The sequence below is a fragment of the Lysobacter sp. F60174L2 genome (assembly GCF_052547135.1).
This window is the reverse complement of record NZ_JBQWRA010000001.1, coordinates 552,458-574,987: the sequence shown is the minus strand read 5'-3', so window position 1 is coordinate 574,987 and position 22,530 is coordinate 552,458. Positions and strand designations below refer to the sequence as shown.

Genomic DNA, 22,530 nt, shown 5'->3' with positions numbered 1-22,530 from the left:
CTGCATGCGAGATCACTCGTCGTTCCCACCGAGGAGAACCCCAATGACACCCCGTCCGTTGTCCCACGCGATCCATGCCACCGTGCTGGTGCTCATCGCCGGCTGCTCCAGTTCCGAAGCGGTGCCGCAGGACGAAATCCAACCAGCCGCTGCGGCGGCCCCGGCCAGCACCGACGTGCCGCCCGCCACCTCCGCGATCTGCCAGGCCAGCAGGTCGTGGATCACCGACCCGACCGAACCGTCCGAGGTCGCATCCAGCGAGACGTTCTGCGATTTCTACCAGTTCTCCTGGCAGTGGTTCCTCGCCCAGGTATCGCCGGCCGACCCGTACAACCCCGCGGGCGATCGCGTATTCGAAACCAACCGGGTGGTCGATCCCGCGGGCGGCCCCGACCAGTGCACCGGTCCCGCGCTCACCGGCCGCGCCGTCGCCGCCCGGCTGCTCGACCTGCGCGACCCCAAGCCGGTCGACTTCGAAACCGACCAGGCCGACGGCAATCCGCTCTACGACCAGTCCGGCAACGTCCTCTACTACAACATGTGGTACTCGCCGGAAGAGTGCCAGGCCACCAGCACCGGCTTCGTCGCCGGCACGATGGAGATCAAGACGGCGTGGCGGGTATTGCCCGCTGCCGATCCGGGCTATTTCACGATGCAGGCGACGCTGCCGTCGGGCGACGCACCGGTCACCCTCGGCCTGGTCGGCTTCCACCTGGTGAACTGGACGTCGCGGCATCCGGAGTTCATCTGGGCCAGCTTCGAGCACAAGGCCAACGCGCCGCTGTGCGACGGCTCCGACGCCGGCTCGGGCTGGTCGCTGGCCAGCGATGCCGCGGCCGCCTGCCTTGCGGCGAACCCGCAACCGGGCGGCGGCAGCATCAGCCCGGCATGCGCCTCGTACGATTTCAACGCACCGCCGCAGAACGTGCCGAACCCGACCCCGCCGACCGGCCCGGCCGACAACATCTGCCGGCTGTTCGCCAACGGCAACCAGCCCGGCACCGCGGTCAACGGCAACGACAACGCCGCCAACCTCGCCGCGATCCAGCAGTTGAACGCGGCGCTGGTCGGCCCCGACGGCATGCTCACCACCCTGCCCGCGGACGACCCGATGGCGGTGTGGGCCAACTACGAAATGATCGGCGGGTTGTGGACCAAGAACGGCGCCGCATCCGGCAATTCACCGGTGCCCAGCGCAGGCGGCCCGGGCGATCCGGACAGCCCGCAGCGCGGTTCGCTGGAGCTGACCAACATGACCATGGAGACCTATGAGCAAGGCCCGACGTCGGCCATCCCCAACTGCTTCGGTTGCCATGGCTATACGCCGGAGACGCCGTTGACGGTCAGCCACATCGCCGAACGGTTCCTGCTGCCCGAGGCGACCACGGCGAACGGCAAGGCGAAGTAGGAACCATCCGGTCCAGCCGGCGCGCTCTTCCTCGCCGGCGTCTGTCGCGACCACCGGGAAGCGACACGGAACCGGGGGGGGGAACCGGGCCTGCCTTGAGCTTCGTCCCGGTTCCGTTTCACGCTCAATGCCCGTGCACCGGCCGGTGCGCGCGCACCGCCATCACCACGCCGAGGCCGGCCAGCAACGACACCGCCGAGGTCCCGCCGTAGCTCAGCAGCGGCATCGGCACGCCGACCACCGGCAGCAGGCCGGCGATCATGCCGCCGTTGACCACCACGTAGACGCAGAACGCCAGCCCCAGCGCGCCGGCGACCAGCCGCGAATAGCCGTCGCGAGCGGAGGCCGCGATCCACAGGCAGCGGCCGACCACGAACAGGTACAACGCCAGCGTCGCCGCCACGCCGATCCAGCCGAACTCCTCGCTGAGCACGGCGAAGATGAAATCGGTGGTGTGTTCGGGGATGTAGTTGAGGTGGGCCTGGGTGCCCTCGCCCCAGCCCTTGCCGGTCAGGCCGCCGCCGCCGATCGCGATCTTGGACTGGATGATGTTCCAGCCGGCGCCGAGCGGGTCGGACTCGGGGTCGAGGAAGGTCAGGATGCGGTCCTTCTGGTAGTCGCGCAGCATCCAGAACCACGCCGCGGGCGCGGCCGCGGCCACGCCGGCGAACGCGGCGCCGAACCACCACCACGACAGTCCGGCCAGGTACAGCACGAACGCGCCGCTGATGCCGACCAGCATCGCCGTGCCGAAATCCGGCTGCAGCAGGATCAACCCGGTCGGCACCGCGATCAGCGCCGCCGCGGCCAGCACGTTCATGAACCGCGGCGGCAGCGCCTGCCGGTTGAGGTACCAGGCCGCCATCATCGGCAGGCTCAGCTTGAGCAGTTCCGACGGCTGGAAATAGAACACGCCCAGGTTGATCCAGTGGTTGCCGTGGCGGCCCTCGCCGACGAACAGCACGGCGAGCAGCGGCAGCAGCGAGAGGCCGTAGATCAGCGGACTCCAGTTGCGCAGCTGGTTCGGCGGCAGCCGCGACAGGCCCCACATCGCGGCCAGGCCGACGCCGAAACGCGCGCCCTGGGCGACCACCAGCGACATCGACTGGCCACCGGCGCTGTAGAGCACCGCCAGGCCGATCCCCATCAACGCCGCCAGCGCGCCGAGCAGCGGCAGGTCCAGCGTGCGCATGAAGCGCGTCAGCAGGTCGAACAGCCAGCGCAGGATGGTCTTCATTGGCCCGGCTCCGGCGTCGTGGCATCGGTCGTGGCATCGGTCGTGGCATCGGTCGTGGCCTCGGCCGGCGCATCGGCCGGCGTCGCCGCGCCGGGCTGCATCGCGGCCGGCAGCGCGGTCACGGCCACGTCCTCGATCCCTTCCGGCATCTTGCCCAGCAGCCACGCGTCGAACGCGGCGCGCGCGACCGGGGCCGCCGCGCTGCCGCCATAGCCGCCATGCTCGACCACCACCGCGACCGCGATCGTCGGGTCCTCGGCCGGCGCGTAGCCGACGAACAGCGCGGTATGCCGCAGGTGGTACGGCAGCGAGTGCGGGTTGTGGCTGATGTTGCCCTTGCGGCTGGAGCGCTGCGCGGTGCCGGTCTTGCCGGCGATGGTGTACGGCGCGCTGGCGAGCGCGGCGCGGGCGGTGCCACGCGGGCCGTTGACCGTCATCACCATGCCCTCGTGCACCGCGAGCAGGTGCTCGGGGTTGTCGCTGATGAGGGTGCTGGCGGTGGCGGGCAACTCGCGCCACGGCTCGCGGTAGCCGTCGCGGCGGGCTTCCACCAGCCGCAGCTCGTGCATGTCGCCACGGTTGGCAACCGCCGCGGTCGCGCGCACCAGCTGTAGCGCGGTGGCGATCCAGTAACCCTGGCCGATGCCGGCGATCACGGTCTCGCCGGGGTAGAACGGCTCGGTGCTGATCGAGCGTTTGTAGTCGCGCGACGGCACCACGCCGGTGTTCTCGCCGAGCAGGTCGATCCCGGTCTTCCCGCCGAAGCCGTAGCGGTGCATGTACTCCGCGAACGTCTCGATGCCCATGTCCAGGGCGAGCTTGTAGTAGTAGGTGTTGACCGACTGCGCGATCGACTGGCGCAGGTCCACCCAGCCATGGCCGCCACGGTGCGAGTCGCGATAGCCGCGGCGCTGCCCGGGGATGAAGAACTCGCCGGTCGACAGGGTCTTGTCGCTGGCCTCGCGCAGGCCGCTGTCGAGCCCGGCCAGCGCGACCAGCGGCTTGACGGTGGAGCCCGGCGGGCCGCCGCCGAGCACGTTGCGGTTGTACAGCGGCCGCGACGGATCATTCAGCAGCGCGTCGTAGTCCTTGTGCGAGATGCCGTTGACGAACAGGTTGGCGTCGTACGACGGTTTGCTGACCATCGCCAGCACCTGCCCGGTCTTCGGATCGATCGCGACCGCCGAACCGTCGGCGTCGCCGAACGCGGCCACCAGCGCACGCTGCAGGTCGAGGTCGATCGACAGCCGCAGGTCCACCCCCGGGGTCGCCGGCACCCGCCCGACCACGCCCAGCGGCCGCCCGTCGACATTGGTCTCGACCCGCTCGAAACCGATCCGGCCGCGCAGTACGTCCTCGTAGGAACGCTCCAGCCCGGTCTTGCCGGTGTGGCTGAAATTGGCGATGTCCTCGCCCATCTTCTCGACGTCATCGGCGTCGACCCGGCCGACGTAACCGATCTCGTGCGCCAGCAACGGCCCGTACAGGTAGCGGCGGTTGAGGTACGACACCACTTCGACCCCGGGGTAGCGCCAGCGGTCGACCGCGAACCGCGCGACCTCGTCGGGGGTCAGCCGCATCTTCAGCGGGATCGGCTTGAAGCCGCGGCTGACCTTGCGGGTTTCCTGGAACTCGGCGACCTCGTCGGGCGACAGCTCGACCAGCTTGCCCAGCGAGGGCAACCAGTCGCGGGGGTCGCCGGCCTCGTTCGGAGTCACCTCGAGCCGGAACGCCGGCACGTTGTCGGCCAGGATCCGGCCCTTGCGGTCGTAGATCAGCCCGCGCCCGGGCACCACCGGGCGCAGCTTGATCCGGTTCTGCTCCGAACGCAGCGCATAGTCGTCGTACTGCCAGACCTGCAGCCGGAAATACCACAGCGACAGGCCCCCCAGCGCCAGCACCACGCCGGCAAATGCCAGCAGCGCGCGTCGGCGGAACTGGTCGGCTTCGGCGGCGGTGTTCTTCAGCAGGCGGCGCGGGCGGCGGACCACTCAGCGCCTCCGCCAGTGGCCCAGGCGCAGCGCGTCCAGCAACAGGAACACCGGCACCCACAGCAGCATCCCGATCAGCGGCGCCAGCCACGCCAGCGGCGGCAGCGACGGGATGCCCAGGGCAACGTGGATCGCGACCACCACGATGCGGTCGTTCAGCAGCAGGCCGCCGATCGCGAGCGACTGCTGCAGCAGCGGGAAGAACCGCAGGCGCGCGCGGAAGCGCTGCAGGATGAAGGCCATCACCACCAGCCGCAGCGCCTGCTCGCCGAGCAGGCTGCCGTACGTGAGGTCGGCGACCACGCCGACGATGAAGGCGAATCCCAGCCCGAGGCGGTCGGGGTCCTCGATCACCCAGTACGCCACCACCAGCGCCAGCCAGTACGGCCGCAGCGACTGCAGTTCCGGCGGCAGCGGCAACAGGCCGAGTATCAGCGCGCCGATCACGCTGAGCGGCATCAACCACGACGGACGCGGACGACTCATCGCGTGCCTCCCGCCGACGGGCTGGCGGATGCCGGATCCGTTTGCTCGGGCACGGTCCCGGCAGGTGCGGGAGTCGCCGGCGTCGGGGTCGCCGATGCGGGTTCCGCCGGCACGTCGCCGGCCGCCGCGTCCGCGGGATCATCGACCGGCACGGCCTCGGGATTGCCGACCGGCGGCCGCGCCGGCAGCGTGCGCAGCAGCAGCACGTCGCGGCCGCGGTCGAGTTGCGCGGCCGGGCGCACCTCGCCCATCAGGAACGCGCGGCTGTCGTCGGGCTGCAGCGAGATGATGGTGCCGACCGGGAAGCCGGCCGGGAAACGCCCGCCCAGGCCCGAGGTGACGATCCGGTCGCCGACCAGGATGTCGCTGGACAACGGGATGCTCGGCAACCGCAGCACGTCGCTGCGGCCGTCGCCGTAGGCCACCAGCCGTACGCCGCTGCGCGCGACCGCGACCGGCACCGCGTGCGACGGATCGGTCAGCAGCAGCACGGTGGCGTGCATCGGCGTGACCTGGGTGACCTGGCCGACCACGCCGCCGGCATCGATCACGCTCTGGCCGACCCGCACGCCATCGTTGGCGCCGGCGTCGAGCACCAGCCGCTGGCGGGTCGGGTCGAGGTCGACATCGAGGATCGGCGCCAGCTGCACGTCGAGGTTGCCGCGGCGGGCGGCGCCGAGCAGCGCGCGCAGGCGGGCGTTGTCGGCGTCGAGGGTCTGCAGGCGGGCGATGCGGGCGCTGTTGACCAGCAGGTCGTTGCGCAGGCGCTCGTTCTCCTCGGTCAACTGGCTGAGGGTGCCGGCATCGTCGTACAGCGTCTTGGCGATCCGACCCGGCCAGCCGGCGATCATCCACAGCGGCTGCACCACCAGCGAAGCCTGCTGGCGGGCCTGGTTGAGCCAGCCGCCGCGGTGGTCGAGCACGATCAGCACCACCGCCAGGACCAGGTAGGCCAGCAGGCGCAGGGTCCCGGCGACATCGCCGCCTCGGTTGGGCGTGGTGGGACCGGCGTAGGAAGGCACGTCAGCAGGTCAGTCGTTGGCGGCTTGAAGGAGTCATCGAAGCGGGGTTATTGGCCCATGGATGGGCCAACGCAGGCGGCCACAGGCCGATTGCGGCCCCGGGCAGGAACCACGCTTCCTGTCCGGGGCGTCGGGGTCGGCCATGGATGGCCGATCCCCGACAGCCGGTCACTCCGGCGCGAAGAATTCATTGCCGTGCATGTCGACCAGTTCCAGCGCACGGCCACCACCACGGGCGACGCAGGTCAGCGGGTCGTCGGCGACCTGCACGTGCAGCCCGGTCTCCTCGCTGATCAGGCGGTCCAAGTCGCACAGCAATGCGCCACCGCCGGTCAGCACGATGCCGCGCTCGGCGACGTCGGCGCACAGCTCCGGCGGGGTCTGCTCCAGCGCCAGCCGGATCGCGGTGACGATCCCCGCCAACGGCTCGCGCAGCGCGTCGAGCACTTCATTGGAATGCAGGGTGATCATCTTCGGCACGCCCTCGGCGAGGTTGCGGCCGGAGATCTCGATCGAACGCTGCTCGTCCTGCGGGTAGGCGCAACCGATCTCGTGCTTGATCCGCTCGGCCGTGGCCTCGCCGATCAGGGTGCCGTAGGTGCGGCGCACGTAGCCGATGATCGACTCGTCGAAGCGGTCGCCGCCGATCCGCACGCTGGCCGAATAGACGATGCCGTTGAGCGCGATCACCGCGACCTCGGTGGTGCCGCCGCCGATGTCGACCACCATCGAGCCGCGCGCCTCGGTCACCGGCATGCCGGCGCCGATCGCCGCGGCCATCGGCTCCTCGATCAGGTACACCTCGCGCGCGCCGGCCTCCTCGGCCGATTCCTTGATCGCGCGGCGCTCGACCTGGGTCGAGCCGCAGGGCACGCACACCAGCACCCGCGGGCTCGGCCGCAGGAAGCGCGACTTGTGCACCTTGCGGATGAAGTGCTTGAGCATCTCCTCGGTGTAGGTGAAGTCGGCGATGACGCCGTCCTTCATCGGCCGGATCGTGGTGATGTGGCCGGGGGTGCGGCCGAGCATCTGCTTGGCCTCGGTGCCGACCGCGGCGACCGAGCGGTTGCCGCCGATGATCCGGTCCTGGCGCACCGCGACCACCGATGGCTCATTGAGGACGATGCCTTGCCCGCGCACGTAGATCAGCGTGTTTGCCGTGCCCAGGTCGATGGACAGGTCGTTGGAGAACATGCCGCGAAACTTCTTGAACATCGTCGAATGGGCCGTCTAGTGAGGTGCCGGGAGCGATCGGCTAGCGTAGCAACCGCCCCACCCCCGGGCAAGGCGGAAAGCCGTGGTTGCGGGCCTTTTCGCGGTCGTCGGTGGCCGCATGGGACGTGCGTCACGGCTGCCCCGGCGACCGCGAGCCATCCGCCCCGGCTGGCCCCCGCCGGGTCCAGCCGCTAACCTAGCGCCTGCGTGCGCCCCGGCGACGCGCGTCCCGCCCGCGCGGGACCACGATCCAGCCCGCCCCATCCAGACCCGCCAGGCCATCCCGCGCCCGGCCCACCCGGAGTGTGACCACCGATGCCTGCCCTGATCTGCGGATCCCTGGCCTACGACACCATCATGGTGTTCCAGGACCAGTTCAAGAACCACATCCTGCCGGACAAGGTGCACATCCTGAACGTCTCGTTCCTGGTGCCGCGGATGCGCCGCGAGTTCGGCGGCTGCGCCGGCAACATCGCCTACAACCTCAAGCTGCTCGGCGGCGACCCGGTGCCGATGGCGACCGTCGGCCAGGACTTCGGCCCGTACCGCGAGTACTTCGAGGAACTGGAGATCCCGCTGACCCAGGTCCGCGAGATCCCGGAACTGTTCACCCCGCAGGCCTTCATCACCACCGACCTGGACAACAACCAGATCACCGCGTTCCATCCCGGCGCGATGATGCGCAGCTACGAGAACCACGTGCGCGACGTGCCCGGCATCACCATCGGCATCGTCAGCCCGGACGGTTACGAGGGCATGATCCAGAACGCCGCGGAGTTCGCCGAGGCCGGCATCCCCTTCATCTTCGACCCGGGCCAGGCGATGCCGCTGTTCAACGGCGACGAGCTGCGCGCCTTCATCGAGCAGGCCGACTACGTCACCGTCAACGACTACGAGTCCAACCTGCTGCAGGAACGCACCGGCTGGGACGAGAAGACCATCGCCGGCAAGGTCAAGGCCTACATCACCACGCGCGGCCCGAAGGGCGCGGTGATCCATGCCGAAGGCAAGACCTGGGACGTCGCCCCGGCGCACGAGCGTCGCATCACCGACCCGACCGGCTGCGGCGATGCGTTCCGCGCCGGGCTGATCTTCGGCATCGAGAAGGGCTACGACTGGCTCACCATCGGCCGCATCGGCAACCTGATGGGCGCGTTGAAGGTCGAGCATCCGGGCACCCAGAACCAGCGCTTCGACTACGCGCAGTTCGCCGAGCAGTTCCGCCAGCAGTTCGGCTACGCGCTGTAGGGCCCGCCGGCTACACCGCGCAGACTGGCCATGCATGGCCGATCGCCCCCCTGACCTTCGACCCGCTCCAGTCTTTCCCGACGATGCTTGAATGACTGCGGTCGTGGGCGACCAGAGGGTCACAGGATGTGGAACCATCATCAGCGGGTTTTTCCGACGGCGGCATTGGCAACGTTGCTGTGCGTGTTCTCGGCGGTCCATGCCGCGCCGACATCGTTACGGGCGCAGACCGAGCGGATGTTGCTGGATGAACAGGTAGCAGGCGCCGTCTGGGCCACGATCGACCGTGATGGCACGATCCGCACCGGCGCGGCGGGCGTTAAGAACGTGGTCACCGGCGAACCGCTGCGCGCCGACAGCAAAATGCATGTCGGCTCAATCGCCAAGACCGTGTTGGCCACCGGCATCCTGCACTTGGCCAGCACCGGACAGCTTGACCTGGACGCACCGGTCAACCGCTATCTGCCGACACTACGGTTCGACAACCCGTGGCCGGATCATCCGGTGCGTGTCCGTCACTTGCTCGACCACACCGCCGGTCTGGATGACCTCCGTCTATGGCAGATGTTCAGTACGCAGCCGACCCCCGACACGCCGCTGCACGAGGCTTTCGTCCGCGATCCGTCGGTACTGGCAATCCGCAGCCGCCCCGGCAGCCAGTTTTCGTATTCAAACATGAGCTGGACAATGGCGGGCATGGTGATCGAGGCGGTGACGCGCGAACGCTATGAAGCCTGGCTCGATCGGGTGCTGCTGCAACCACTTGGCATGCGCGACAGCACTTTCCGGTTCACCACACAGGTGGGTCCGGATGCGGACCCGCGGCTGGCGTGGGGACACCACGACATCGCCACGCCCGCGCCGGCCGTGCCGGTCTACCTGCGGCCCGCAGGGCAATTCACCACCACGGCGCGTGACCTGGCGACGTTCGCGAGTTTCCTGCTCGGTGACGGGCGCGTTGATGGCCGCCTGCTGGTGGCACCATCGCTGCTACGCGCCATGGGGCAGCCACACACAACCGACGCCGCGCGCGCCGGCCTGCGGGGCGGCTATGCATTGGGGCTGGAGCGTCGCGACCGCCATGGCGTCGTCGGACTGTGTCACGGCGGCGATGTGGTTGGCTTCCATGCAATGTTGTGCCTGTTCCCGGACTCCGACGCAGCAAACGGCGGGCGCGCGTTCGTAACCGTGCAGAACGCCGACGGCGATGGTCGCAACACCGGCCGCTTCGATGCGCTCATGATCGAAGCCCTGGGCCTCCCCCGTGCACGCAAGGATCGTTTGCCGTTGCCACCACCCTCCGACGTGGCCGATTGGGAGGGGCGCTATGTCCTGGCACCCAACCGCATGGCCCAATTTGCCTACGTCGATTTCCTGTTCGATAGCGCCAAGCTGGCGTGGGATGGCCACACCCTGAATTACGCCCGCGGGCAGCGCCCCGTGCGCACGCTGACGCCCAGTGGTGGCGCGAGCTTCGTCGCCGACGATCGCAACATCGCATCTCACGTCCTTCTTGCTGGTGCGAACGGCGAGCGTCTGATCAGCGACGGCCTGCGGACGTATCGCCAGATACATCCCGCCGCGTACTGGTCGATGGTGGCCAGCCTAGCCTTGGGCGCGCTGGGCCTGGCCTGGTTCCTGCTGGGCGTGCCGATATGCGCCGTCTTCGGACGCGAACCGCTGCGCGCGCCGGGCGTTGGCGCGGCGGCGCTACTCGTGCTGCCCGTCCCACTGTTCTTCCTGCAGTCCTACACGCAACTCGGAGAGCGTACTGCCGCCAGCGTTGTGCTCTACGCCGCGACCGCCGCGCTGCCGCTGCTGATGTTGTGGCAGGTCTGGCGCAGTGCCCGCGGGCGTGAAGGCTTGGTGCATGGGGCCGTCAACCTGGCCTCGGCCCTGCTGGTGTTGCAATGGTGCGCGGTGCTGGCTGCTTGGGGAATGCTGCCGTTCGCGCTGTGGCGCTGACCACAACTCGACCGCAGGAACTGATCCCCGGCCGCGCGATCACATCACGTGGGCGAGCCATAGCAGTTCCGGTTCGGCCAGGCGCTCGAACTCGGCATACGACATGCGCAGCGCGTCGGTGTGCGAGCCGGCGTTGAACGCGATGTCCGGCTGCTGCGCCAGTCGCGAGTCGATGTAGACCGGCATGCCGTAGAGGTGGCCGAACGGCGGCATCGCGCCGGGTTCGCAGTCGGGGAACGCGTCGCGGAACTCCGATTCCTCGGCCAGTTCGACTTCGGGTCCGCCGAGCGCGCGCGACAGCCGGGTCAGGTCGACCCGGTAGGGCGCCGGCATCACCATCATCGCCAGTTTGCCGTCGACCTTGATCATCACGGTCTTGGCGAAGTGGCCGGCACCGACATGCGCGGCGTGGGCGGTAGCCTGTGCGGTGACGGTGCGGTCGTGCGGGAGCGTCGTGTAGGGCGCGTGGTGCTCGTCGAGGAAGTTGTGCAGGCGGGGGGAAAGCATGGTCGCCTCGCTCGACGTCGCCGTCCGTTCCGCTGCGGCGGACGTCATCGTAGGGACAAGGCGCGGGCATCCCTGCGCGGGCGCCGACATGGCGACATGGCCGCCAGGTCGGAACCATACGCCGGCCGCGGGACGGCCGGCGTGATGACGACAGCGGAACCTAGTTCCAGTCCGGCAGTTTCGAAGTGTCGAGGCCGCCGACCTCGAACACCGCGATGCGGGTACCGCCGGCCTTGACCGGGAACTCGATCGAGATCACCTCGGCCTCGTCGGCCAGCTTCCACAGCGCGGCCTCGTCCTCGATGAACATCGCGATCGCCTCGTCGGTGTCGGGGCGGCTGGCAGCCATCGACTTCGGCTTCGCGTCGTCGACGGTGAGCTTGACCTTGCAACCGCCGTAGCAGTCGAAGTCACCGGCTTCCAGGGTCAGGTAGGCGCTGTCGCCCCATTCGGGATGGTCGCGGAAGATCAGCCGTACCGGACGCGGGCCACTGCCGTCGGTGTCGAGGTTGTCCTTGGCGTAGATCGCGGCCGACAGCTGCTGCTTCGAGCCGACCGCCTCGCTCTGGTAGGCCCACAGCGCCGCGACCCGGGCGGCGTTCTCGGCGGCCTCGGCCTTGCCGGTCGCTTCGGCATGGGCGGCCTCGATCCGCGCGGCAGCCTGGCTGTCCGGATACTCGGCCAGCAACACGTCGCCGTGGGCCTTGGCCAGCCGCCAGTTCTGCGCGGCGTATTGCTCGTCGAACTGTTTGGCCATCGCTTCGGCGGCCTGTTCCATCGCCGCGGCCTGCTGGGCGCGCACGGCTTCGGGATCGGGTGCGGGCTGGCAGGCGGCAAGCGCCAGCGTCGCGCACAACAGCGTGGTCTTGATCTTCATGAGGCTCCCTCGAAAAAGTCACCCCATTGTAGGAGCGACGTGAGTCGCGATTTCCACTTCGCGGCCGGGGATGTGAAGTTGCGGGCGCTGGAAGGTTTCACGAAGAAGGCTTCGGGGAGCGGTACAGCGTGCAACCCGCATTTGCTGCGGCCGGCTTCAGAGGGTCGCGACTTATGTCGCTCCTACATCGGGACGCGGCGACCCGAACGACGCGGCAACCCAAGCGGCACGACGGCCGAGCGATGCGGCCACCCACGCGGTGCGACGGCCCAGAACAACACGGCCGCCCGGAGGCGGCCGCGTTGCAATCATCGATACCGCCGGTCAGTCGCGGACCGGCGCGGCGTCCTCGCCCTTGGCTTCGGCGATCACCGCCTCGACCGAGCCGGTGGTGATCGGGTGGTAACCCGGGCGCGCCTCGGCAAAGGTCTTCTCGGCCAGCGCCAGGCCTTCCGGCGTCTTAACCAGCGCGTCGTAGGTCGGCATGATCAGCTTGCGACGGCCGATCTTCTTGAGGAACGCGGCGATCGCGTCGTTGGCGTGGGTGTAGCCGCTGCGCACCGCCAGCGGGTACCAGCGCATCGCGATCTCGCCGTTCGGGGTGCCGGTGAATTCGTACGCCTCGTCCAGCGCGGCCAGTTGCTCGGTGTCGAGCGTCTCGGGCATGCCTTCGAGGAAGTGCACCCATTCCTGCGTGGTCCACGCCTCGGTGACTGACGCTTCCGGCAGCGTGCCCGCATCGATCCAGGCCTTGCGCGCCGTGTCGACCGCGTCCATCCGCGGCGACTCGGTCTTCGGCGCGGACGCCGGGATGCCGGTGCCATAGACCCACTCGTCGAGTTCGGCCTCGGTGACCTTGCCCGGGTTCTTGTCGAGCAGGTTGGCCTGGGTGTATTCGACGAACGTGGTGGTCGGGATCGACTGGAACGCGAAGTGGTCGAAGTAGCCGCGCAGGTACTCGTCGAACACCTCGCGGCCGAAGCGCTGCTCGAGGAACTGCATGAACCACGCGCCCTTGTCGTAGGCGACCGCGGTCAGGGTGTCGCCGGCCTTGACCTGCACGTCGGGGCGGATCGCCAGCGACTGCGCGTGCGGCTCCATCTCGCCGATGGTTTCGCTCAGCTCGTTGCGCGCGATCACGAACTCCATGTCGGCGCGCTCCTTGCCGTACAGCGACTCGACGATGCGGTTCTCAACGTAGGTGGTGATGCCCTCGTTGAGCCACTGGTCCTTGGGGCTGGAGAACGTCACCAGGTTGCCGGACCAGCTGTGCGCCAGCTCATGGGCGATCAGCGAGACCAGCGAGCCGTCGCCGACGATCACGGTCGGGGTGATGAAGCTCAGGCGCGGGTTCTCCATGCCGCCGTACGGGAACGACGGCGGCAGCACCAGCATGTCGTAGCGCTCCCAGCGGTACGGGCCGTACATCGCCTCGGTGGCGTCGATCATCTTGCCGGTGTCGGCGAACTCGGCGGCGGCCTTGTCGACCATCGCCGGCTCGGCCCAGACGCCGCTGCGCTCGTTGATCGGCTTGAACACCAGGTCGCCGGCGGCGATCGCCAACAGGTACGACGGGATCGCCTGCGGCATCTTGAAGCTGTAGTCGCCGTCGCGCTCCGCCTTCGGATCGTTGTCGGCGCTCATCAGCACCATCGCGTCCTTCGGGCTGGTCACGTGCGCGGTGTAGGTGAAGCGCACGCGCGGGGTGTCCTGCAGCGGCACCCACGAGCGCGCGTGGATCTGCTGCGACTGGCTGAACATGAAGGGCTGCTCGCCGCCCTCGGTCATCGCCGGGGTCAGCCATTGCAGGCCGGACGCTTCGGGCGAGGTCTCGTAGGTCACGCGGATGCGTTCGGGCTGCTGCGGCGCCTCGATCGTGAGCTTGCTGCCGAGGCGCTCGTCGGCGTCGGCCAGGTCGAACTTGAGGTCGACCCACTTGTCGTCGCTGCGCTCGCCCACCACCTTCTCGATGGCCAGGTCGCGGGTGTCGAGCACCAACTGGGTGGCTTCCGGATTGGTCCAGTCGAGCTGGTAGGTAGCGCTGCCCGAGATCTGCTTGCTGTCAAAGTCGACCGCGAGCTCCAGCGCGAGGTCCTTGATGCGGACCTGGTCGGGCTGCGCGTAGGACAGCGAGTCGTATTCGGCGGCCGACGCGGCGGCTCCGGTATCGGGCGTGGCGGTGGTGTCGCCGGTCGGCGCGCCATCGCGCGAACAACCGCCGGCGACCACGGCGGCGGCAACACAGAAAGTCAGGATCGGGGAACGCATGGCAGGCCCACGGTTACGGGTGAGCGGCCGAGTGTAGCGCCGCCCGGGCGGCGGCGCGATGTGCCGGTCGTGCCGGTTGGCGCGGCCGTCAGACCTTGTAGCCGGTGTGGATCGCGACGATGCCGCCCGACAGGTTGCGGTAGTCGCAACGGGCGAAGCCGGCGTCGGCCATCATCGCCTTCAGTTCGTCCTGCGGCGGGTGCTTGCGGATGCTCTCGGCGAGGTACTGGTAGCTGTCGGCATCGTTGGCGAACAGCCTGCCCAGCCGCGGCAGCACCTTGAACGAGTGGAAGTCGTAGATCGGCTTGAACCAGTCCTGGGTGACCTCGGAGAACTCCAGCACCCGCGCCTGTCCGCCGACCTTGAGCACGCGGTGCATCTCACGCAGCGCGGCGTCCTTGTCGGTGACGTTGCGCAGGCCGAAGGCGATCGTGACCAGGTCGAAGCTGGCGTCCGGGAAAGGCAGCGCCTGCGCGTTCATCTGCACGTACTCGAAACCGGCGACCTTGCCCTTGTCGACCATGCGGTCGCGGCCGACCCGCAGCATGTCGCCGTTGATGTCGCCAAGAACAATGGAACCGGCATCGCCGACCCGGTCGCGCAGCAGCAGCGCGATGTCGCCGGTGCCGCCGGCCAGGTCCAGCACGCGGTCGCCGCGCTTGACCTGCGCGGTGGCGACGAAGAAGCGCTTCCAGACCCGGTGCACGCCCATCGACATCAGGTCGTTCATCAGGTCGTAGTTGCCGGCGACCGAGGAGAACACCTGGCCGACCAGCTTCTGCTTGTCACCGGTGGGGACGTCACGGAAGCCGAAGTGGGTGGTGCCGGGGGCGCCGTCGCGCGGGGTCTGTTCGCTCATGCGGGGGATTATCGCACCGCATGATGACGCGGCGCGTGCAGGGCGATGCGCGGCTTTCACCGGGTGCTGGCTGCACTTTGCCGGGATGGCCGCTGCCGGAACCGCTCGAACCATCGCAGGGTCTCCGCTTGCACTTCCGGACGCACCCCGTCGAGGAAATGCGATTCGCCCGGATGGACGACGAGCCGGTGCGGGTGCCCCGACCGTTCGAACGCGGCGGCCAGCTTTCGCGGCGAAACCAGCGGGGCGCGCTCGTCCTCGTCGCCATGGATCATCAACACGCCGGTGTGCGGCGGCAGTTGCCCCGGCCAACGGGTGACCGAGCGCAGGTCCAGCTCGACCGTGCGCTGCTTGCGATAGTCGGGAATCAGCGCCTCGAACAGCTGCTCGAAGGCCGGACGCATCGCCAGCAGGTCGTGGAGGTCGTACACGCCCGAGTAGATCGCCACCGCCCGGATCGGCAACGGAGTCTCGCGCAACGCGCGGAACGTCATGATCGCGCCGCGACTCTGGCCGATCATGAAGAGGTTGTCCGGATCGGCGCCGGGCAAGGCGGACACGATTCGCAACAGATTGGTGACATCCGCGATGTCGTCGCCGCCGAACTGGTCGGGCGACGTCGTCGCATCCTGCGCCGTCGTCACGCCCCGGTACTGGCTGGCCGCGACCAGGTAGCCCGACTCCGCAAGCGGAAACACATGAGTGAACAGGTGCGCGAAGGTCAGCGCGCCGTATCCGCGGTTGCCGCCGCGGTTGTAGACGATGACCGGCTGCTTGCCAACGGCCGGGCGATGTCTGGGACGCACCAGCCAGCCATGGACGAGGTACTGGTCGCTTCGATAGGTGATGGCGCGACAGTCGAGGTTCTGCCGGTAGCGGGTGAACTCGCCCTCGGGGAAGCGCCAGCGGATCAGCAGGGACTTGAGGAAGCCGTTCTTCTCGCGGAGACCGGCCATCCAGTCGTCGTAGGAGCCCATGGAGAAGCAATCGGCTTCCGACACGATGGCCGGAGCGGGCAGCGGTGCGAGCGGGACCACCGCCTGCGCGTGGGCCGCCAGGCCGCAGGACAGCAGTAGTGCGGACAGAATCCGACAGGCGAACGAAGACATCAGCGCAGAGTCCTTTCAGGCGGGTGCGTAGCCGGCAGGCACGCGGTGGCAGGGTCCATTGCCACGCTTCGTGGCGAGGCTCGCAACAGCGTTGCGGGTCACCACCACCGTAAGGCCATCGCGGCCCATCGCCATCCGCCGATAGACCGTGTGACCTTGGGCCTACCCCGCCGTCAGCCCCTCGCCACCTTGGCCAGGGCCGCGATCAGTTCCCGCACCAGCTTGCGATGGCCGTCGTCCAGCGACAGGAAGGCATCGACCGCATGCCGGTCGACCACGCTGGCTTCCCAGGCCGCCTTGGGTTCACGGACCTTGCGTCCGTCGGAACCTTCCCCGTACAGCCAGTCCAGCGGGACGCGTAGAAGCGTCGCCAGCGCCCGGATGTTCTCCGGCCGCGGTATCGACTGACCCTTGATCCAGCGATGGGCGGCGGCCGTGGTCACGGCGGTGCCGCCGTACTGCGGCACCAGCCGTGCCAGTTCGGCGGCGCTCTCCGGCAGCTTTGCCCTCTGCAACGCCTCGCGCAACCGCGCGCCAAACCCAGCCTGCTCGCTCTTCATGCCGCGATGGTGGGCGGCAGGCTGACGCGCCTATCAATTATTGATTTATGATTTGATCAATTATTGATTGATAGCAATTGGCGTCCGTGCCCAGAACCCAGCCCGAACAACTGCCGGAGTGCGTCGCCCGCGGCCATCGGCAGGCGGGGTCGCGCTAGATGCCCCTGTTGTCCTGGCACAACCGCGACGAAGACCTGACCCGCGCGGCACGCACGCCCTATCGCCTGCTGGAGCCGGTAGCGGGACTGTCCTACGGGGAGGCGGACTCGCCGAACATGCTGATCGAGGGCGACAACCTCGATGCGCTCAAGGCCCTGCTGCCGTACTACGCGGGGCAGGTGAAATGCATCTTCATCGACCCGCCCTACAACACCTTATCGGCGGACATGCCTCACTACGACGACAACATCGAACACAGCCAATGGCTGTCGATGATGTATCCGAGGCTCGACCTGCTAAAGAACCTGCTCGCCCCAGACGGCCACATCTTCGTCCAGATCGACGACAACGAGATGGCCTACTTGCAAGTCATCATGGATGAGGTCTTCGGGCGCGCCAATCGAGCGATCAACATCACCGTCAAAATGAGCGAGCTGAGCGGCGTGAAGATGAAGCACGTCGACAGGAAGCCGCCAAAGCTCAAGGAATACATTCTCGCCTATCGAGCCACATCGGCCGGTCGGCTGCGGCCCGTCAAGAGACAGAAGGATCCAGAAAAGTTCGAGAGGTATCTCGGCTACTACACGAAGGTGATCGAGAATCCGGAGGATGAAATTGAGAGCTGGATCATCACGCCCATCAAGGACTACCTAACAGCCCGTGGGACGGGACCGACCGGGGAAGCTGTCCGCGAATTCCAGCTACGCGAGTCCAACAGGGTTGTCTACCGAACGAACAATGCACTGCTGTCGCGGCTTTCATTCGAGACCGAAACCGCCAAGGTCATCTCCCCCACAGGAATCGAGTACGTGTGGTGGGAGGGCAAGCAAATGCTGTTCCTATCTGCCTATGTCGAGGAGTACCTAGGCGATTTCTGGCCAGACATAAGCACTATCAACCTGAACAAGGAAGGCGGCGTCGATTTCAAGCGAGGGAAAAAGCCGGAGTCTCTCTTGCGGCGGATCCTCGACATATCGACAGCACCCGGTGACATCGTGCTCGACAGCTTTCTTGGCTCCGGCACTACGGCCGCCGTCGCCCACAAAATGGGACGCAGGTGGATTGGCATTGAGATGCGCGAGCAGGCGAGATCTCATGCGCAAAAGCGGCTCGGCGAAGTCGTGAAAGGAGAGAGCAGCGGCATTTCAGAGGCGGTCGACTGGAATGGCGGCGGCGGCTTCCGCTTCTACAAGCTCGGAGTCCCGGTGTTCGACGAGAACGGCCATATCCGCGAAGGCATCAGGTTCGAACACCTGGCCGCACATGTCTGGTTCGCCGAAACCGGCACCGCGCGTTCGACCCGCGCAAAGAAGGACGTCTTCCTCGGCGAACACGGCGGCACCGGCTACTACCTGCTGTTCAACGGCATTCTCGGCGACGCCAGCAAATCGGGCGGCAACGTGCTGACCCGCCGCGTGCTGCGCTCATTGCCCGGGTTCGAGGGCCCGAAAGTGATCTACGGCGAAGCCTGCGACCTGTCCGGGGAACAACTGCGGGAACTCGACATCGTCTTCCGGCAGACCCCTTACGACATCAAGGCGCGCTGACCATGGCCCTTGCGCTCAAGCTCTACCAGCAACGCGCGCTCGAAAGCCTCGAGCGGTTTTTCGAAGCTGCCCGGCTGGGCGCCGCCGCGGAAGCATTCACCGCCTGCGTCGACGAGGGGCTGGTCGATCAATACCGGCCCATGCCCGGCCTGCCGGCAGTGCCCTATGTCTGCCTGCGAATCCCTACCGGCGGTGGCAAGACGGTAATGGGTGCGCACATCATCCAGAGCGCTGGCCGTGCATTGCTGGAGCGCGAATTCCCGCTGGTGATGTGGATGGTCCCCACCACCCAGATCAAGACCCAGACGCTGGAAGCCTTCCGCGATCCGCGTCATCCCTACCGGCAGGAACTGGACAACGCGTTCGACGGGAAGGTCGCCGTGTTCGACGTGGCCGATTTCGCCCTGATCCGTCCGGCGGATATCGGCACCAAGGTGTGCGTCGTCATCTCGACCGTGGCGGCGTTGCGGGTAACGGACCGGGAAGGCCGCAAGGTCTACGAGCACCACGAGGACCTGGAACCGCATTTCGCCGGCAACACGCGCGACCTCGCCTACCTGGACAAGGGAGCCGACGGCAAGGCGCTGGCCTCGTTCGCCAACCTGCTCAAGCTCCACGGCCCGCTGGTGATCATGGACGAGGCACACAACGCCACCACGCCGCTGTCCTACACCGTTTACGAAAGACTCGGCCCGCGCGCCGTGGTCGAGCTCACCGCCACGCCCGACACCGCCAGTTCCAACGTGCTGGTCAGCGTCTCGGCCTTCGAGCTCAAGGCCGAGAACATGATCAAGTTCCCGGTGGTGCTGAAGGAGCACAACGGCCAATGGCAGGTAGCGCTGAGCAGCGCCGTCGCACGGCGCAAGTCACTGGCGCAGATCGCGCTGGGCGAGCCTGACTACATCCGACCGATCCTGCTGGTGCAGGCCGAGAATGCGCGCGGCGTTGCGACCGTGGAGGAGGTCAGGCGCCACCTGGTCGAAACCGACGGCGTGGATGAAAAGGCCATCGCGATCGCGACCGGTGATACCCGCGAGATCGATGGCGTCGACCTGTTCGCGAAAGACTGTCCGATCGAAATCATCATCACCAAGCAGGCGCTGAAAGAAGGCTGGGACTGTTCCTTCGCCTATGTGTTCTGCTCGGTGGCCCAGGTCAGGAGCGACAAGGACATCCAGCAGTTGCTCGGCCGCGTTCTGCGGATGCCGTATGCCGCCCGTCGTCGGCAGGAAGCGATGAACAAGGCGTATGCCCATGTCGTCACCGACGATTTCGGCCGCGCCGCAGGCGAGTTGACACAGTCCCTGGTGAACATCGGCTTCAACCCGATGGAAGCCGCGGCGGCCATCCGCAACGACGAATCCGCCGAACCGAAGCTGCCGCTGCAAGGCGGCGAACTGGCGTCGTACGCGCCACCGACGACGCGAATCGAGGTCAACAAGGCGCCGAGGCTGGATGACGTGCCGGAGCGTGACCAGCACCGGGTCAGGTTCATCCCTGACGAAGGCAAAAAAAGCGGTACCGTCGAGATCACCGACGAGATCGACGCCAGCACCATCGAGGCCATCGTCCTCACCGCACCGCCAGCCAAGCGCGACGAACTTGCCGCACGGGTTGAGCGTCACCAGCTGACCGCCCTCGCCGCAAAAGCGCCCAGCGAGCGGGCCGCCACCTTCGCCGTACCGCGACTGTGCATGGTCGAACAGGGCGAACTGGAACTGGTCGACCGCGGCGTGGTCGCGGCCACTTTCGCGTGGGACCTGCTCGCCAGCCCGCCCGACCTGTCCAGCTTCCGCTTCAACGACGAAAGCATGACCTTCGAGGTGGATCTTGAAGGACGGACGGTCAACTACCACCGGGTCAAGGATGACGTGGCCACCTATCTGCCGGGTTTCGCGCAGGACCGCAGCGAAGCCGACCTGATCGGTTGGCTCGACCACGAAATCCACGAGCCGTCGATCAGGCAACCGATTCTCCGCGAATGGCTGCACCGTGCGGTCCGCGGGCTACTGGATGACCGTGGGTTCTCGCTGGCGCAGTTGCTCAAGGGACAGTTCATCCTGCGTCGCAAGCTCGCCGAGCAGCTGCAGCTGGCGAAGGAACGGGCCTATCGGGACGGGTTCCAGCAGGCCCTGTTCAAGGACGGGCTGGAGATCGTTGCCAGCTCCAGTCCGGATCATGCCTTCACCTATCCGGCCGACATGACGCGATATCCGGCGCATACGTACTACCAGGGTGCGTACCGCTTCAGGAAGCACTACTACCCGGTGCCCGCGGATATGAAGCACGCCGGTGAGGAGTTCGAGTGCGCGCGTGCCATCGACCTCCTGGACGAGGTCGAGTTCTGGGTGCGCAATCTGGTGCATCCAACGCAGTTCTGGATGCCCACGTCGCGCCAGCGCACCTATCCGGACTTCGTTGCGAAGCTGAAGGACGGCCGCCTGTTCGTCATCGAGTACAAGGGTGGCGACCGCTTCAGCAGCGACGACGAGAAGGAAAAGCGCCTGGTCGGCGATCTTTGGGCGCGACACAGCAGCGGCAAAGGCATCTACCTGATGGCGCAGAAAAGCGACAACGGCCGCAACGTACGTGAGCAGTTGCTGGCGGAAATGGCAAAGCACTGATCCGGAACCGGTGCTTCGCCGTTAATCCGCCGAAACTTGCCTTGATCGCTACAGGATGTACCGACTCAAATCCGGATCCTGCACCAGCTCACCCAGGTGCTCATCGACATAGGCGCGGTCGATGCTGATCGACTGACCGTCGCGGTCGGGCGCTTCATAGCTCAGCGTATCGAGCAGGCGCTCCAGCACGGTGTGCAGGCGGCGGGCGCCGATATTTTCCTGGCGCTCGTTGACGGTGGCGGCGATCTCGGCGATGCGCTCCACCGCGTCGTCGGTGAAAGCCAGCTCGACGCCTTCTGTCTTCAGCAACTCGACGTACTGGGTGGTCAGTGCGGCCTTGGGCTCGGTGAGGATGCGCACGAAGTCGTCCTTGCTCAACGCGCCCAGTTCGACCCGGATCGGGAAGCGGCCCTGCAGTTCGGGGATCAGGTCCGACGGCTTGGCCAGGTGGAATGCGCCGGAGGCAATGAACAGGATGTGGTCGGTCCTGACCACGCCGTACTTGGTGCTGACGGTGGAGCCTTCCACCAACGGCAGCAGGTCGCGCTGCACGCCTTCTCGCGAGACATCGCCACCGCCGACGTTCTCGCCACGCTTGGCTACCTTGTCGATCTCGTCGATGAACACGATGCCGTGCTGCTCGCAGGCCTCGATCGCGGCCTCGCGGACCTCTTCCTCGTTGACCAGGCGGCCGGCTTCCTCCTCGATCAACTGCGGGCGCGCGGCCTTGATCGACAGGGTTTTCTTGTGGGTCTTGTTGCCGGCGACCTGGGAGAACATCTGCCGCAGCTGCTGGCCCATTTCCTCCATGCCCGGCGGCGCCATGATGTCGACGCCGACGTTGACCGCGGTCTCGATGTCGATCTCGCGGTCGTCGAGTTCACCGGCGCGCAGTTGCCGGCGCAGCTTGATGCGGGTGTCGGACTCCTGCGACGACGGCTCGGCACCGATATCGACGGTGGTGGTCGACGGGTCCGTCGCGCCGAATCCGAAGCCGGTCGGCTGCTGCTGGCGGCGCGGCAGCAGCGCATCGAGGATGCGGTCCTCGGCACGCTCCTCGGCGCGCGTGCGGACCTTGTGCTTGGCCTGTTCGCGGTACAGCTTGACCGCGGTGTCGGCGAGGTCGCGGATGATCTGCTCGACGTCCTTGCCGACGTAGCCGACCTCGGTGAAGCGGGTCGCCTCGACCTTGACGAACGGCGCGTTGGCCAGCGTCGCCAGCCGCCGCGCGATCTCGGTCTTGCCGACGCCGGTCGGGCCGATCATCAGGATGTTCTTGGGCATGACCTCGTTGCGCAGCGCGTCATCGAGCTGCGCGCGCCGCCAACGGTTGCGCAGCGCGATCGCGACCGCGCGCTTGGCGTCCTGCTGGCCGACGATGTGGGTGTCGAGCGCCTGCACGATCTCGCGCGGGGTCATGGTGGCGTTGGAGGTATCGGCTTTCATGC

General features: G+C 67.4%; 17 protein-coding genes. 5 read left to right on the top strand and 12 right to left on the bottom strand.

Translation table 11 applies throughout. From position 1 onward, the window contains the following. Window positions 1–43: 43 nt before the first annotated feature. Window positions 44–1,408, top strand: a complete 1,365-nt coding sequence (locus tag ACT9AS_RS02505; RefSeq protein ID WP_445098540.1) for a hypothetical protein — start codon at window positions 44–46, stop codon at window positions 1,406–1,408. A gap of 124 nt (window positions 1,409–1,532) precedes the next feature. On the opposite strand, the gene rodA is transcribed toward ACT9AS_RS02505, so the two are convergent. The 5 genes from rodA to ACT9AS_RS02480 all read right to left on the bottom strand — a co-directional run bounded on the left by rodA (window position 1,533) and on the right by ACT9AS_RS02480 (window position 7,359). Then, window positions 1,533–2,645: a rod shape-determining protein RodA gene (gene rodA, locus ACT9AS_RS02500; RefSeq protein WP_445098539.1), complete on the bottom strand. Its 1,113-nt coding sequence runs from the start codon at window positions 2,643–2,645 to the stop codon at window positions 1,533–1,535. Beyond that, window positions 2,642–4,636, bottom strand: a complete 1,995-nt coding sequence (gene mrdA / locus ACT9AS_RS02495; RefSeq protein WP_445098538.1) for a penicillin-binding protein 2 — start codon at window positions 4,634–4,636, stop codon at window positions 2,642–2,644. Before mrdA ends, rodA begins: the two co-directional genes overlap by 4 nt. Further along, complete coding sequence (gene mreD, locus ACT9AS_RS02490) at window positions 4,637–5,122, bottom strand: rod shape-determining protein MreD (protein ID WP_445098537.1); 486 nt, start codon at window positions 5,120–5,122, stop codon at window positions 4,637–4,639. Next, complete coding sequence (gene mreC / locus ACT9AS_RS02485; protein WP_445098536.1) at window positions 5,119–6,144, bottom strand: rod shape-determining protein MreC; 1,026 nt, start codon at window positions 6,142–6,144, stop codon at window positions 5,119–5,121. Before mreC ends, mreD begins: the two co-directional genes overlap by 4 nt. Window positions 6,145–6,312: 168 nt before the next feature. Continuing rightward, entirely contained in the window at window positions 6,313–7,359 is a 1,047-nt protein-coding gene (locus ACT9AS_RS02480) for a rod shape-determining protein MreB (RefSeq protein WP_445098535.1), read from the bottom strand. Between the two features lie 315 nt (window positions 7,360–7,674). Between ACT9AS_RS02480 and ACT9AS_RS02475 the strand changes: the two genes are divergently transcribed. Further along, a complete protein-coding gene (locus ACT9AS_RS02475) occupies window positions 7,675–8,607 on the top strand; it encodes a PfkB family carbohydrate kinase (protein ID WP_445098534.1) in 933 nt (310 codons plus the stop codon). A 126-nt stretch (window positions 8,608–8,733) separates the two neighbouring features. Continuing rightward, window positions 8,734–10,572 carry a serine hydrolase gene (locus tag ACT9AS_RS02470; protein ID WP_445098533.1) on the top strand — a complete coding sequence of 613 codons (1,839 nt, stop codon included), beginning with the start codon at window positions 8,734–8,736 and terminating at the stop codon, window positions 10,570–10,572. Window positions 10,573–10,611: 39 nt separating this feature from the next. Here the strand turns inward: ACT9AS_RS02470 and ACT9AS_RS02465 are convergent, their stop codons facing one another. The 6 genes from ACT9AS_RS02465 to ACT9AS_RS02440 all read right to left on the bottom strand — a co-directional run bounded on the left by ACT9AS_RS02465 (window position 10,612) and on the right by ACT9AS_RS02440 (window position 16,752). Beyond that, the gene (locus ACT9AS_RS02465) at window positions 10,612–11,079 is read right to left on the bottom strand and encodes a YbaK/EbsC family protein (RefSeq protein ID WP_445098532.1); all 468 of its coding nucleotides are present in this window, start codon (window positions 11,077–11,079) and stop codon (window positions 10,612–10,614) included. 160 nt (window positions 11,080–11,239) lie between these two features. After that, entirely contained in the window at window positions 11,240–11,956 is a 717-nt protein-coding gene (locus ACT9AS_RS02460) for a hypothetical protein (protein WP_445098531.1), read from the bottom strand. Between the two features lie 324 nt (window positions 11,957–12,280). After that, entirely contained in the window at window positions 12,281–14,224 is a 1,944-nt protein-coding gene (locus tag ACT9AS_RS02455) for a leukotriene A4 hydrolase C-terminal domain-containing protein (protein ID WP_445098530.1), read from the bottom strand. Window positions 14,225–14,312: 88 nt separating this feature from the next. Next, window positions 14,313–15,083, bottom strand: coding sequence for a bifunctional demethylmenaquinone methyltransferase/2-methoxy-6-polyprenyl-1,4-benzoquinol methylase UbiE (gene ubiE, locus ACT9AS_RS02450; protein ID WP_445098529.1), 771 nt, complete (start codon window positions 15,081–15,083; stop codon window positions 14,313–14,315). A gap of 56 nt (window positions 15,084–15,139) precedes the next feature. Beyond that, window positions 15,140–16,192 (bottom strand): prolyl oligopeptidase family serine peptidase, encoded by a 1,053-nt coding sequence (locus ACT9AS_RS02445; RefSeq protein WP_445098528.1) that lies wholly within the window; start codon window positions 16,190–16,192, stop codon window positions 15,140–15,142. Between the two features lie 173 nt (window positions 16,193–16,365). Continuing rightward, window positions 16,366–16,752 carry a helix-turn-helix domain-containing protein gene (locus ACT9AS_RS02440; RefSeq protein ID WP_445098527.1) on the bottom strand — a complete coding sequence of 129 codons (387 nt, stop codon included), beginning with the start codon at window positions 16,750–16,752 and terminating at the stop codon, window positions 16,366–16,368. Between the two features lie 158 nt (window positions 16,753–16,910). On the opposite strand from ACT9AS_RS02440, the gene ACT9AS_RS02435 reads away from it, so the two are divergent. Together ACT9AS_RS02435 and ACT9AS_RS02430 are read left to right on the top strand one after the other, a co-directional pair. After that, window positions 16,911–18,458, top strand: coding sequence for a DNA methyltransferase (locus ACT9AS_RS02435; protein WP_445098526.1), 1,548 nt, complete (start codon window positions 16,911–16,913; stop codon window positions 18,456–18,458). Window positions 18,459–18,460: 2 nt separating this feature from the next. Further along, the gene (locus tag ACT9AS_RS02430; RefSeq protein ID WP_445098525.1) at window positions 18,461–21,082 is read left to right on the top strand and encodes a DEAD/DEAH box helicase family protein; all 2,622 of its coding nucleotides are present in this window, start codon (window positions 18,461–18,463) and stop codon (window positions 21,080–21,082) included. Window positions 21,083–21,130: 48 nt separating this feature from the next. On the opposite strand, the gene hslU is transcribed toward ACT9AS_RS02430, so the two are convergent. Then, a complete protein-coding gene (gene hslU / locus ACT9AS_RS02425) occupies window positions 21,131–22,528 on the bottom strand; it encodes an ATP-dependent protease ATPase subunit HslU (RefSeq protein ID WP_445098524.1) in 1,398 nt (465 codons plus the stop codon). Window positions 22,529–22,530 lie beyond the last annotated feature (2 nt).

What these genes read in the sequence shown, in the direction of transcription:
- ACT9AS_RS02505 (WP_445098540.1), top strand. Translation starts at nt 44, where the DNA reads ATGACACCCCGTCCGTTGTCCCACGCGATCCATGCCACCGTGCTGGTG.
- rodA (WP_445098539.1), bottom strand. Translation starts at nt 2,645, where the DNA reads ATGAAGACCATCCTGCGCTGGCTGTTCGACCTGCTGACGCGCTTCATG.
- mreD (WP_445098537.1), bottom strand. Translation starts at nt 5,122, where the DNA reads ATGAGTCGTCCGCGTCCGTCGTGGTTGATGCCGCTCAGCGTGATCGGC.
- ACT9AS_RS02480 (WP_445098535.1), bottom strand. Translation starts at nt 7,359, where the DNA reads ATGTTCAAGAAGTTTCGCGGCATGTTCTCCAACGACCTGTCCATCGAC.
- ACT9AS_RS02475 (WP_445098534.1), top strand. Translation starts at nt 7,675, where the DNA reads ATGCCTGCCCTGATCTGCGGATCCCTGGCCTACGACACCATCATGGTG.
- ACT9AS_RS02470 (WP_445098533.1), top strand. Translation starts at nt 8,734, where the DNA reads ATGTGGAACCATCATCAGCGGGTTTTTCCGACGGCGGCATTGGCAACG.
- ACT9AS_RS02465 (WP_445098532.1), bottom strand. Translation starts at nt 11,079, where the DNA reads ATGCTTTCCCCCCGCCTGCACAACTTCCTCGACGAGCACCACGCGCCC.
- ACT9AS_RS02460 (WP_445098531.1), bottom strand. Translation starts at nt 11,956, where the DNA reads ATGAAGATCAAGACCACGCTGTTGTGCGCGACGCTGGCGCTTGCCGCC.
- ACT9AS_RS02455 (WP_445098530.1), bottom strand. Translation starts at nt 14,224, where the DNA reads ATGCGTTCCCCGATCCTGACTTTCTGTGTTGCCGCCGCCGTGGTCGCC.
- ubiE (WP_445098529.1), bottom strand. Translation starts at nt 15,083, where the DNA reads ATGAGCGAACAGACCCCGCGCGACGGCGCCCCCGGCACCACCCACTTC.
- ACT9AS_RS02445 (WP_445098528.1), bottom strand. Translation starts at nt 16,192, where the DNA reads ATGTCTTCGTTCGCCTGTCGGATTCTGTCCGCACTACTGCTGTCCTGC.
- ACT9AS_RS02440 (WP_445098527.1), bottom strand. Translation starts at nt 16,752, where the DNA reads ATGAAGAGCGAGCAGGCTGGGTTTGGCGCGCGGTTGCGCGAGGCGTTG.
- ACT9AS_RS02435 (WP_445098526.1), top strand. Translation starts at nt 16,911, where the DNA reads ATGCCCCTGTTGTCCTGGCACAACCGCGACGAAGACCTGACCCGCGCG.
- ACT9AS_RS02430 (WP_445098525.1), top strand. Translation starts at nt 18,461, where the DNA reads ATGGCCCTTGCGCTCAAGCTCTACCAGCAACGCGCGCTCGAAAGCCTC.
- hslU (WP_445098524.1), bottom strand. Translation starts at nt 22,528, where the DNA reads ATGAAAGCCGATACCTCCAACGCCACCATGACCCCGCGCGAGATCGTG.